Genomic DNA, 12239 nt, shown 5'->3' on the forward strand with positions numbered 1-12239 from the left:
GTGCTGGCCGAGCGCGAGCACCTGCGCATGGTGGCCGACGGCAAGTCGGTGCCGGTGTTCGCGCCGCTGGTGGTGCCGACGCCGGTCGCGCTGCCGAGCACGCCGCTGCAGGCCGAGCCGGCGGTCATCGAGCCGACGCCGGTGTCGGCAGCGCCGATCGCTTCGCAAGCCCACACGATGCACCAGGTGGCCTCGCTGCGCTGAGGCGGCAGGGGCCGCGGTACACTCCGCGGGCTGCGCAACTGGCGATGGGGTCCGGGATGTCACGATCAGCGTGACGCCCGTCGGCCTGAGGTGGTGAACCACCGGGAAGCGCAGCCGGTTCCGGGTTTCCGGCACCGGTTCAGCCGTTCGCCTGGGCAGCCCCGTGGCCATGTGAGTCCGCCTCGCATGATCCGCCCCGGGGTCTTCTGTTGAAGAGGACTGCCAGCCATGTTCGACCGCACCCACTCCACCGTCGCCCAGGTGGACCCCGAGCTCTTCGCCGCGATCCAGAGCGAGAACCAGCGCCAGGAAGATCACATCGAGCTGATCGCCTCGGAGAACTACGCCTCGCCGGCCGTGATGGCCGCGCAGGGCAGCCAGCTGACCAACAAGTACGCCGAGGGCTACCCCGGCAAGCGCTACTACGGCGGCTGCGAGTACGTCGACATCGTCGAGCAGCTCGCGATCGACCGCGTCAAGCAGATCTACGGCGCGGCCCACGCCAACGTGCAGCCCAATTCCGGCTCGCAGGCCAACCAGGCGGTGTTCTTCGGCCTGCTGCAGCCYGGCGACACCATCATGGGCATGAGCCTGGCCGAAGGCGGCCACCTGACGCACGGCATGGCGCTGAACATGAGCGGCAAGTGGTTCAAGGTCGTCAGCTACGGCCTGAACGCCCAGGAAGAGATCGACTACGACGCGATGGAGCGCCTCGCCCACGAGCACAAGCCGAAGCTGATCATCGCGGGCGCCTCGGCCTACAGCCTGCGCATCGATTTCGAGCGCTTCGCCAAGGTCGCCAAGGCGGTCGGCGCGTACTTCATGGTCGACATGGCGCACTACGCCGGCCTGATCGCCGCGGGCGTCTACCCGAACCCGGTGCCGCATGCCGATGTCGTCACCTCGACCACCCACAAGAGCCTGCGCGGCCCGCGCGGCGGCATCATCGTGATGAACGACGAAGCCATCGCGAAGAAGATCAACAGCGCGATCTTCCCCGGCATCCAGGGCGGCCCGCTGATGCACGTGATCGCCGCCAAGGCGGTGGCCTTCAAGGAAGCGCTGGCGCCTGAATTCAAGGTCTACCAGCAGCAGGTCGCGAAGAACGCGGTCGTGCTGGCCGAGACGCTGATCGAGCGCGGCCTGCGCATCGTCAGCGGCCGCACCGAGAGCCACGTGATGCTGGTCGACCTGCGCCCGAAGAACCTGACCGGCAAGGAAGCCGAGGCGCTGCTGGGCCGCGCCCACATGACCTGCAACAAGAACGGCATCCCGAACGACCCGCAGAAGCCCATGGTCACCAGCGGCATCCGCCTGGGCAGCCCGGCCTTCACGACGCGCGGCTTCAAGGAGGAGCAGGCCCGCGCCACCGCCCACCTGATCGCCGACGTGCTGGACAAGCCGAACGACGAGTCGGTGATCGAAGCGGTGAAGGCCAAGGTGGCCGCGCTGACGCGCGACTTCCCGGTGTACCGCGGATGACCGGCCTGCCGGTCACCGGCCGCTGAGCCGTGCGCTGCCCGTTCTGCAGTCACGAGGAAACGCAGGTCGTCGAGACGCGCGAGTCCGATGAGGGCGATGTCGTGCGCCGGCGCCGCCGCTGCCAGAGCTGTGACAAGCGCTTCACCACCTACGAGCGCGCCGAGATCGCGCTGCCGTCCGTCRTCAAGAAGGACGGCACGCGCGCCGATTTCGACGCCTCGAAGATCCGTGCCTCGATGACGCTCGCGCTGCGCAAGCGGCCGGTCAGCGTCGAGCAGATCGACGCGGCGATGGAGCGCATCCAGGACAAGCTGCTCAACAGCGGCTCGAAGGAGGTGCCATCGACACGCCTGGGCGAACTGGTGATGCGCGAGCTCAAGCGCATCGACAAGGTCGCCTACGTGCGCTTCGCATCGGTCTACCGCAGCTTCGAAGACGTCGATGAGTTCCGGCAGCTGATCCGGGACATCTGAACCGGTACGCATCTCCCGAAATCACACAAAACCCCTGAAACCCCCTCACGTACCGGTACATCCGAGGGTGGTTTTGACCCCCTTCTCCCCCCATCGGGGGAGTGGCCGGCGGCGCGGCACTTCCTAAAGTCCGCGTCCGTTCATCAGGGGGATCCAACATGTTTCAGCTTGCCAGGCCGCGATCGGCCGAGGGTTTCACGCTCATCGAGTTGATGGTGTGCGTGGCGGTGTGCACCGTGCTCGCGCTGATCGCGGCGCCGAACCTGCAGCGCTGGATGGAGGTGCGGCGGCTCGAAGGCGTCGCGAACGAACTCGCGGCCGACCTGCGCCTCGCGCGCAGCGAAGCCATCGGCCGCAACCAGAATGTGCGCATCGGCTTTCGCGGCGTGACGACGCCGTCGAACTGTTACGTCGTCTATGTCGGAGCGATCGACGCGTGCCGTTGCACGTCACGAGACGAGGCAGCCTGCGAAGCCGGCGGCCAGGCGATCCGCCACGTCGCGCTGCAGGCCGGGCAGCAGGTCAGCCTGCAGGCCAATGTCCCGACGATGAGCTTCGACGCGCAGCACGGCACCAGCACGCCGGCTGCCACGCTGCGGCTGGCCAGCGCGTCGGGCCTCGCGATCCAGCATGTCGTCAACCTGCTCGGCCGCGTGCGCAGCTGCTCGCCGCAGGGCGCGGTGGCCGGCTACCGTGCCTGCTGAAGGGGTGGCGATGGCCTCCACGTTCTCCTTGCCGCAGCAGCGGCGCGGTTTCACGCTCGTCGAGCTGATGGCGGGGCTGGCGATCGGCCTGTCGGTCGTCGTCCTGGCGCTGGGCCTGCTGACGTTCCAGTTGCAGGACGCCCATCGGCAACTGGCCGATCTGCGCCTCACGCACGACCTGCAGACGATCGCCGAGGTGATGTCGCGCGATCTCGCCCGCGCCGGCCATCGTGTGCCGGCCGGCACCGCAGCCGTGGCCGGCTCGGCCGACCCCGCCATCGCACTCGCCGCGAGCGGTGACGGCCTGAGCATCGACTACGCCGCCACGCCGGCCTCCGGCATCGCCCCGAGCCGCTTCGGCTACCGGCTGCACAGCGGCGTCATCGAGATGGCGTTCGGCGCAGGGCACTGGCAGGCCCTCAGTGACGCCACCTCGATGCGGGTCACGCGGCTGGAGCTCACGCCCGACATCCGGCGCATCGATCTGCGGGAGTTCTGCAGCCGCCCCTGCGATGCCGGGGCCTGCCCCTACCAGCTGCAACGCCAGGTCCGCATCCGCTTGCAGGCCCTGGCCACCGATCGAGTTCCAGCGGCCAGCGGCGCGGCGCGCGAGGCCCTGGTCGAAGCCCGCGTGCGCAATGACGCCGTGGTCGGCGGGTGTCCGGGATGAACCGCCGGATGCACGGCCCCGGCGCGGCTTCAGGGCAATCCGGTGCGGTGGCGCTGATCCTGGTGCTGGTGGTCGCGGCGGCCCTCACGCTGGCCGCGACGTACACCTTCCGCGTGGCATGGGAGGAGCTGAAATCCTCCGGCAACCGCATGCGCGCCGCCCAGGCCGCCGAAGCGGCGGAGTCGGGGCTCGCATGGGCATTGGCCCGGCTCAACGACGAACGCCCCGTCGATGACGCCTGCCGGCCCGCTGCCGAGGGAGCAGCCTTCCGCGAGCGCTACCAGGGGACGCCCGCCATGCCGTCCTGCTCGTTCATCGGCGGGGCCTGGTCATGCCATTGCCCAGCGGCCGACGGGAGCAGCGCCGACATCGACGGCGACGCGGCCCGCCAGGCCTTCGCGCTGCGGCTGGGCAGCGCCGCCTCAGGTGTCACCACGATCGAGTCGATCGGCTGCAGCGGCAACACCACCGCCTGCCTGGCACCTGCGGGCGCAGGTGCAGCGGTCCACGTCGCGCGGGCCTGGGCCGATGCGGCCCGCATCCCGGCCATCGACGTCCGGCCGGTCGCGGCCATCACGGCGCGCGGATCCGTGCAGCTGCTGGGCGGGCCGACCGTCGTGCACCACGGGATCGCGAGCGGCGGCCTCACGCTGCACGCCGGTGCCGAGGCCGACCCGGGCGACGCCAGGCTGGTCGGCCCGCCCGGTGCACCCGCGCTGTCGACCATCGTCAGTGCCGATGCGGCTCTCGCCTCGGTCGACGCGGCGCAGTTCTTCGCGAGCGTCTTCCGGATGAACCGCACGACGTGGCAGGCCCAGCCCGCGGCGCGCTTCGTGACCTGCACGCGGCCCTGCGACGACGAGATCTCCCGGCGGCTCGCGCCGCCGGGGTCGGCGACCCTGCTCTGGCTCGACGGCGGCCTGCGGCTGGACGGCGCCACCCAGCTCGGCTCGCCCGCACGACCGGTTCTGCTGGTGGTCGACGGTGCGGTGCACCTGCGCGGGCCGGCGCGCATCCACGGCGTGCTGTACCTGCGCAACGCCGAGTGGCGCGACGAAGCCGGGGCCACGCTGCACGGTGCACTGCTGGCCGAGGACGATCTGCTGCTGTCCGGGCCGACCCGCATCGACCACGACAGCAGCGTCATCGAACGCCTGCAGATGTGCTGCGGCACCTGGGCCCGCGTGCCCGGCAGCTGGCGCGACTTCTGATGCACCGCTCCTTCAAGGGGCCACCCGCCGCCCCGGTGGCCGCCGGCGCCGCCCTGCTCGAGGCCTTGCTTGCGTTGTTGCTGGTGTCGCTGCTGTCGGCAGCGTTGCTGAACCAGCAGGACGCACTGCGCCATGCCCGCACCGCGGCACGGCAGCGGATCGATGCGCTTCAACTCGCACGGCTGGAGTTCGATCGCCTGCGCGGCGCGGCCGCATCGTCACCGGCCACCGCGGCGCCGGCACCATTCGAGCTCAGCCACAGCGAGCCGTCCGAAGCATCCGATGCAGCCGAGGCGCCCGCCCTGCGCGACCTCAGCGTCGTCGTGAACTGGCGCCATCCCGCCGGCGGACTGCATCGCGTGCAGCTGGATGCCCGTGTGCCGCGCCTCTCGCCGGTCTACGACGCCGTGCTGGGCCTCGCCCCGCAAGACATCGCGATCGCCCGGCCGCTCGGGCGTGCGCCGGACATCCCGTTCGAATCGATCTCGACCGCCCCCGATCGAAGCCTCTGGCAACCCGGCGGGCCGGGGGCGGCGGCTTGGCTGTTCGGCGATGCGGATGGGGCGATCGTCGCGCGCTGCAGCGCTGCACCGTCCGGCTGCGAACCCGCGAGCGGCACCGTGCTGAGCGGTCACCTGCGCTTCTCGGCCAGCACGCCGCCGGACCCTGCGACGCCGGGCGACCCGCTGCTGCCGCTGGGCGTCGTCCTCGCGCTCGACGGCCCTCCGGCACGGCTCGTCCGCTGCGCCATCCAGCCCGTCGCCATCGCCGGTGCGCGCTTCGTCCGCTACGGCTGCGTGGTGCCCGATCCGCCAGCCACCGGCTGGTCCGGCCGGGTCGAAATCGAACCCCTCGGCTGGAGCGTCGGCACGCGCGCCGGCAGCCAGCGCGTGTGCCGCTACAGCACCGACCTCGACGGCAGCGGCGCGATCGACCGCAACGACGAGCACCCGGCCCGCTACGCCACGGTGCACGGCGCACTGTTCCAGCAGAACTACCTGGTGGTGCGCGGCGACCAGCCGTGCCCGGACGGCAGCGCGATCGCGACGCACAATGACGCCCTGCTGGACACCGTGCAGCACCAACCCTGACCCGCCCGATGCCGCCCACCGAGCCCCCGAACGCCGCGGCGTTCACGCCCGCCGACCACGCCGCGATGCGCGAAGCACTCGCGCTGGCCGGACACGCCATCGGCCTGACCGACCCGAACCCGCGCGTCGGCTGCGTGATCCTCGACGCCCACGGCCAGGTGATCGGGCGCGGACACACGCAACAGGCCGGCGGGCCGCATGCCGAGGTGATGGCCTTGCGCGATGCCGCCGCGCGCGGCCATGCGACGCCAGGCGCGACCGCCTACGTGACGCTGGAACCCTGCTCGCACCACGGCCGCACGCCGCCGTGCTGCGATGCGCTGCTGGCCGCCGGCATCGCGCGCGTCGTCTCGGCCGTCACCGACCCGAACCCGCTGGTGGCAGGCCAGGGCCTGGCGCGGCTGCGGGCACAGGGCGTGCAGGTCGAATCCGGCCTGCTGGGCGAAGCGGCACGCGAGCTCAACATCGGCTTCTTCTCGCGCATGGTGCGCGGGCGGCCGTGGGTGCGCCTGAAGGCCGCGACCTCGCTCGACGGGCGCACCGCATTGAACAACGGCGCCAGCCAGTGGATCACCGGCGAGGCGGCGCGCACCGACGGCCACGCCTGGCGCAAGCGGGCCGGCGCGGTGCTGACCGGCGTCGGCACCGTGCTCGACGACAACCCCCGGCTGGATGTGCGGCTGGTCGAGACCGCGCGGCAACCGCTGCGCGTCGTCATCGATTCGCGGCTCGACATGCCGCCCACCGCGCGCATCCTCGATGCGCCCGGCCAGGTGCTGGTGTATGCCGCGGCGCCCGAGGCGGCCCGCATCGCCACGCTGGCGGCCACCGGCGCCGAGGTGATCCTGCGCCCCGGCCCGACAGGCAAGGTCGACCTGGCCGCCGTGCTGGTTGACCTGGCGCAGCGCGGCATCAACGAGCTGCACGTCGAGGCCGGCCACAAGCTGAACGGCTCGTTCGTGCGCGAGGGGCTGGTCGACGAGTACCTCGTGTACCTCGCGCCGAAGCTGCTCGGCGCCGGCCGCGACCTGGCCGCCTTCGGCCCGCTGGAGCGGCTGGACGACGCCGCGGCGCTGCGCTTCCATGCGGTCGACCGCATCGGCGACGACCTGCGCGTGATCGCCCGCCCGTCGGCGCGGGAACTGTTCTGACTGCGAGAATCACGCCCATGTTCACCGGCATCATCTCCGGCCTCGGCCGCATCGAATCCGTCCGCCCGCTGGGCGCCGACGCCTCCCACGGCCTGCAACTGACGCTGCAGGCCCCCGACCACTACCTCGACGACGTGCAGCTGGGCGACAGCATCTCGCTGAACGGCGCCTGCATGACGGTCACCACCTTCGACGCCGCCGCCAGCCGCTTCACGATCGACATCTCGGCCGAGAGCCTGGACAAGACCGCCGGCCTGTCGCAACCCGGCCCGGTCAACCTCGAGAAGGCGCTGCGGGCGCACGACCGGCTGGGCGGCCACCTCGTCAGCGGCCACGTCGACGGCATCGGCCGCGTGACGCATTTCGCGCCGGTCGGCGAATCGTGGGAGCTGCGCGTGCTGGCGTCGGCCCACATCGGCCGCTTCCTCGCCTACAAGGGCTCGGTCGCGGTGAACGGCGTGAGCCTCACGGTCAACCGCGTCGACGACCGGCCCGAGGGCTGCGAGTTCAGCATCAACCTGATCCCGCACACGATCGAGAACACGACGCTGGGCACGCTGGCGGCCGGCTCCGCCGTCAACCTCGAGATCGACCTGATCGCAAGGTACGTGGAACGCATGCTGGCCACAGCGCCCGCAAAGTAAGCCCCAGGCGAAGCCGAGGGCCCCATCAAGCAACGCCCCGGGATCCGGCTCCGCCGGGCCCAGGGGTGGCGCCCCTCGGGGGCAGGAGCGAAGCGACTGGGGGGCCCATACAATGTCAGGCTATGCCGATCTCCCCCGTACCCGAACTGATCGCCGAGCTCGCCGCCGGCCGCATGGTCATCCTCGTCGACGAGGAAGACCGCGAAAACGAGGGCGACCTGGTGCTCGCGGCCGACCACGTGACGCCCGAGGCGATCAACTTCATGGCGCGCTTCGGCCGCGGCCTGATCTGCCTGACCCTCCCCCGCGAGCGCTGCGAGCGCCTGCAGCTGCCGCCGATGGCCACCCGCAACGGCACCCGCCACGGCACCGCGTTCACCGTCTCGATCGAAGCCGCCACCGGCGTCTCCACCGGCATCTCGGCCGCCGACCGCGCCCGCACCGTGCAGGCCGCCGTCGCGCGCGATGCGCAGGCCACCGACCTCGTGCAGCCCGGCCACATCTTCCCGCTGCAGGCGCAGGATGGCGGCGTGCTGATGCGCGCCGGCCACACCGAGGCCGGCTGCGACCTCGCGGCGATGGCCGGCCTCAGCCCCACCTCGGTGATCTGCGAGATCATGAAGGACGACGGCACGATGGCGCGCCTGCCGGACCTGGAGGTCTTCGCGAAGGAACACGGCCTGAAGATCGGCACCATCGCCGACCTGATCGGCTACCGCAGCCGCAACGAAAGCCTGATYGAGCGCATCGGCCAGCGCTCGCTGACCACCGCGCAGGGCGATTTCGACTGCACCGCCTTCCGCGACCGCACCGGCGGCCTGCACCTCGCGCTGAGCCACGGCAGCATCGACACGAGCGACGAGGTGCTGGTGCGCGTGCACGAGCCGCTGTCGGTGATGGACCTGCTCGACACCGGCGCCTGCAGCCACTCGTGGCCGCTGCACAAGGCGCTCGCGACGCTGCAGGCCAGCCAGCGCGGCGTCGCGGTGCTGCTGAACTGCGGCGAGGACGTGCAGTCGCTGCTGTCGCACTGGCAGGACACCCCCGCGGCGCCGGCGCGCGCCCGCGCGCAGATGGACCTGCGCACCTACGGCATCGGCGCCCAGATCCTGCGCGAGCTGGGCGTCACGAAGATGAAGCTGCTGGGCAGCCCGCGCCGCATGCCGAGCATGACCGGCTACGGCCTCGAGGTCACCGGCTTCGTCGCCCCCGAACACTGAACGACCGACTGGATTGACATGCAAGCAGCAGACAAGGGCCAGGCGGCCGACCTGGACGGCACCGACCTGCGCATCGGCATCGTGCAGGCCCGGTTCAACGACAAGCTGACGCAGGCGCTGGCCGACGCCTGCATCGGCGAGCTCGGCGCGCTGGGCGTCGCCGCCAAGCACATCAAGCACGTGACGGTGCCCGGCGCGCTGGAGGTGCCGCTGGCGCTGAACGCGATGGCCGCGAGCGACCGCTACGACGCACTGGTCGCGCTCGGCTGCATCGTCCGCGGCGAGACCTACCACTTCGAACTCGTGTCCAACGAAAGCGGCGCCGGCGTCACGCGCGTCGCGCTCGACCACGAGATCCCGATCGCCAACGCCATCCTGACCGTCGAGGACGAGGCCCAGGCCTGGGCCCGCGTCGAAGAGAAAGGCCGTGACGCCGCACGCGTCGCCGTCGAGATGGCCAACCTGCTGGAAGACCTGTCGTGAGCGAGACCGAACCGAAGAACCCCGCCCCGGCGGCTGACGCACCGGCGGCTGATGCACCGGCCGCGAAGAAGCCCGCGGGCAAGGGCGGCCACAAGGGTGGCAAGCCGCAGCCCAAGTCGTCGCGCCGCCGCTCGCGCGAGGCCGCGCTGCAAGGCCTGTACGAGTGGCTGCTGTCCGGCGCCGAGGTCGGCGTGGTCGATGCCCACATGCGCGAGCAGGAAGGCTTCGACAAGGTCGACGCGGCGCACTTCGACGCGCTGCTGCACGGCTGCATCGCCGAGGCGTCCGACCTCGACGCGGTGCTTTCGCGCCACGTCGACCGCAAGACCACCGAGCTGTCGCCGATCGAGYACGGCGTGCTGATGATCGGCGCCTACGAGCTGAAGCACTGCATCGACATCCCGTACAAGGTCGCGATCAACGAGGCGGTCGAGCTGGCCAAGAGCTTCGGCGGCACCGACGRCCACAAGTACGTGAACGGCGTGCTCGACAAGGCGGCGCTCGACCTGCGCCCGGTCGAGGTGGCGGCGTTCCGCGCCCAGCGACGCTGACCCGGCGCGACGCAGCGATGAAGCTCGCCGGCCGCCTGGACCACATCGAGCCCTTCTACGTGATGGAGTGCGCGAAGGCGGCGGTCGAGCTGTCGCGCACCGCCGCCTGCGACCCCGCGCAGGGCGGCCGGCCGATGATCTTCCTGAACATCGGTGAGCCAGATTTCACCGCGCCGCCGCTGGTGCAGCAGGCCGCACGCGAATGCCTGGAGCGCGGCAGCACGCAGTACACGCAGGCCACCGGCCTGCCGGCGCTGCGCGAGCGGCTGAGCCGCTGGTACGCCGAGCGCTTCCAGGTCGACATCGCGCCCGAACGCATCGTGATCACCGCCGGCGCGTCGGCCGCGCTGCAGCTCGCCTGCCTGGCGCTCGTCGAGCGCGGCGACGAGGTGCTGATGCCCGACCCCAGCTACCCGTGCAACCGCCACTTCGTCGCGGCCGCCGATGGCGTCGCGCGGCTGCTGCCGGCCTCGCCCGAGCACCGCTTCCAGCCGGATGCCGCCACCGTGCAATCGGCCTGGACGGCCGCGACGCGCGGCGTGCTGCTCGCCTCGCCGTCGAACCCGACCGGCACCTCGATCGCGTTCGACGAGATGGGGCGCATCGTGCAGGCGGTGCGCGAACGCGGCGGCTTCACGATGGTCGACGAGATCTACCTCGGCCTGAGCTTCGACGACGCGTTCGGCCACACCGCGCTCGCGCATGGCGACGACGTGATCTCGATCAACAGCTTCTCGAAGTACTTCAGCATGACCGGCTGGCGGCTCGGCTGGCTGGTGCTGCCGCCGGAACTGGTGGCGCCCATCGAGCGCCTCGCGCAGAACCTCTACATCTGCCCGTCGTCGCTCGCGCAGCAGGCGGCGCTGGCCTGCTTCGAGCCGGCCTCGATCGCCGAGTTCGAACGCCGCCGCGCCGAGTTCCGCGCGCGCCGCGATTTCCTGGTGCCGGCGCTGCAGGCGATGGGCCTGCGCGTGCCGGTGATGCCCGACGGCGCGTTCTACGCCTGGGCCGATTGCTCGGCACATGCCGACAGCAGCTGGGACTTCTGCTTCCGGCTGATGCGCGAGGCGCAGGTGGCCATCACGCCCGGCCGCGATTTCGGACCGCATGCCGCCGATCGCTACATCCGACTGTCGTATGCGAGCTCGATGGCGCACCTGCAGGACGCGGTGCAGCGCCTGCAGCAATTGCTGTCCGCGTAGCTGTCGCTTTTCGCCGGCGTTTTTGTTGTCGGCGTTGTTGTCAGTTTTGGGTTGAACCCCATGCACCATCTCGTCGACTTTCGCAAGCGCATGTTACGAATGCACAGAACGCGGGGTTTTTTACTGCCAGGCCCCGATGCGCTTGCACTAAGCTGCGTCCGTGGTGGACAACCGTGCCACGAACCCAACCCGCCTCATGCCCGGCCCTGTTCCTGATCCTTCCTCCGACCTTGCCAACTCGACGCCGGGTGCGCCGAAGTGGGGCGACACCGACCTCGGGCTGCCCGCACAACCGGCCGCCACCTTCTCCACCACGGTGCCGCCGATGGGCGGCGCCGACCAGATGCCGACCATCGGCCACATCGGCCGGTACGCGCTCAAGTACCGCATCGGCGAAGGCGGCCTCGGCGTGGTCTATGCCGCGCACGACCCGCTGCTGTCGCGGTTGATCGCGATCAAGACCCTGAACCTCGAGATCTCGGCCGAGCAGCGCGATGCGTTCAATGCGCTGTTCCTGAACGAGGCCCGCGCGGCCGGCGGCCTGAGCCACCCGCACATCGTCACGGTGTTCGATGCCGGCGCGAGCGAGCAAGGCGCCTACATCGCGATGGAGCTGCTGAAGGGCCGCGACCTGCGCCAGCTGCGCCAGGAGGGATGGCGGCCGTCACCGCACCAGGCCGCGCTGATCGTGCGCCGCGTCGCCGATGCGCTCGCCTATGCGCACTCGAAGGGCGTGGTGCATCGCGACATCAAGCCGGCCAACATCTTCATGGTCGGGCGCACGCAGCCGCGCGTGCTCGACTTCGGCATCGCCCGCATCGCGCACCAGCACGATGCGAACGGCGAGGACATCGTCGGCGGCTCGCCCTACTACATGTCGCCCGAGCAGGTGCGCCAGCAGCCGGTGGACCGCCGCTGCGACGTGTTCTCGCTCGGCGTCGTGCTCTACGAACTGCTGGCCGACGTGCGGCCGTTCCGCGGCAGCTCGCTGGCCGAGATCACCCGCGCCGTCGCCGAGTACAACCCGCCGACCGCGCACCAGGTCAACAACAGCGTGCCGAAGGCCTTGTCCGAGATCGCCGCCCGGGCGATGGAGAAGAACCCCGACGACCGCTACCGCTCGGCGCGTGCGTTGTCGCGCGAGCTGCGCCAC

Annotated in this window: 13 protein-coding genes, 1 pseudogene and 1 riboswitch; all 14 genes and pseudogenes read left to right on the forward strand. The window is 71.0% G+C overall.

Going from position 1 to position 12239, the window contains the following annotated elements:
* Nucleotides 1-204 (forward strand): annotated as a pseudogene (locus tag AC1D15_RS06970) (hypothetical protein); the annotation flags it as partial.
* A 24-nt stretch (nt 205-228) separates the two neighbouring features.
* Nucleotides 229-368, forward strand: a riboswitch (ZMP/ZTP riboswitch).
* 64 nt (nt 369-432) lie between these two features.
* Nucleotides 433-1686: a serine hydroxymethyltransferase gene (gene glyA, locus AC1D15_RS06975; RefSeq protein ID WP_465111815.1), complete on the forward strand. Its 1254-nt coding sequence runs from the start codon at nt 433-435 to the stop codon at nt 1684-1686.
* A 29-nt stretch (nt 1687-1715) separates the two neighbouring features.
* Complete coding sequence (gene nrdR, locus AC1D15_RS06980) at nt 1716-2159, forward strand: transcriptional regulator NrdR (protein WP_477825427.1); 444 nt, start codon at nt 1716-1718, stop codon at nt 2157-2159.
* 158 nt (nt 2160-2317) lie between these two features.
* Nucleotides 2318-2863 (forward strand): GspH/FimT family pseudopilin, encoded by a 546-nt coding sequence (locus AC1D15_RS06985; RefSeq protein WP_477825428.1) that lies wholly within the window; start codon nt 2318-2320, stop codon nt 2861-2863.
* A 10-nt stretch (nt 2864-2873) separates the two neighbouring features.
* A complete protein-coding gene (locus AC1D15_RS06990; protein ID WP_477825429.1) occupies nt 2874-3533 on the forward strand; it encodes a PulJ/GspJ family protein in 660 nt (219 codons plus the stop codon).
* Nucleotides 3530-4744, forward strand: coding sequence for a hypothetical protein (locus tag AC1D15_RS06995; RefSeq protein WP_477825430.1), 1215 nt, complete (start codon nt 3530-3532; stop codon nt 4742-4744). The genes AC1D15_RS06990 and AC1D15_RS06995 overlap by 4 nt, the downstream gene beginning before the upstream one ends.
* The gene (locus AC1D15_RS07000) at nt 4744-5835 is read left to right on the forward strand and encodes a hypothetical protein (protein ID WP_477825431.1); all 1092 of its coding nucleotides are present in this window, start codon (nt 4744-4746) and stop codon (nt 5833-5835) included. The genes AC1D15_RS06995 and AC1D15_RS07000 overlap by 1 nt, the downstream gene beginning before the upstream one ends.
* Nucleotides 5836-5843: 8 nt before the next feature.
* Nucleotides 5844-6986, forward strand: a complete 1143-nt coding sequence (gene ribD, locus AC1D15_RS07005) for a bifunctional diaminohydroxyphosphoribosylaminopyrimidine deaminase/5-amino-6-(5-phosphoribosylamino)uracil reductase RibD (protein ID WP_477825432.1) — start codon at nt 5844-5846, stop codon at nt 6984-6986.
* A 17-nt stretch (nt 6987-7003) separates the two neighbouring features.
* Nucleotides 7004-7630 (forward strand): riboflavin synthase, encoded by a 627-nt coding sequence (locus AC1D15_RS07010; protein ID WP_047504605.1) that lies wholly within the window; start codon nt 7004-7006, stop codon nt 7628-7630.
* 122 nt (nt 7631-7752) lie between these two features.
* Nucleotides 7753-8850, forward strand: coding sequence for a bifunctional 3,4-dihydroxy-2-butanone-4-phosphate synthase/GTP cyclohydrolase II (ribBA, locus tag AC1D15_RS07015; RefSeq protein WP_477825433.1), 1098 nt, complete (start codon nt 7753-7755; stop codon nt 8848-8850).
* Nucleotides 8851-8868: 18 nt separating this feature from the next.
* Nucleotides 8869-9333, forward strand: a complete 465-nt coding sequence (gene ribH, locus AC1D15_RS07020) for a 6,7-dimethyl-8-ribityllumazine synthase (RefSeq protein ID WP_477825434.1) — start codon at nt 8869-8871, stop codon at nt 9331-9333.
* On the forward strand, nt 9330-9884 hold the full coding sequence (nusB, locus tag AC1D15_RS07025) for a transcription antitermination factor NusB (RefSeq protein WP_477825435.1): 555 nt from the start codon (nt 9330-9332) through the stop codon (nt 9882-9884). The genes ribH and nusB overlap by 4 nt, the downstream gene beginning before the upstream one ends.
* Before the next feature lie 17 nt (nt 9885-9901).
* Entirely contained in the window at nt 9902-11086 is a 1185-nt protein-coding gene (locus AC1D15_RS07030) for a pyridoxal phosphate-dependent aminotransferase (protein ID WP_047504617.1), read from the forward strand.
* Between the two features lie 196 nt (nt 11087-11282).
* A partial coding sequence (locus AC1D15_RS07035; protein WP_477825436.1) for a serine/threonine-protein kinase occupies nt 11283-12239 on the forward strand: 957 nt, incomplete at its 3' end.

Source organism: Rhizobacter sp. P2_H2 (assembly GCF_056403375.1).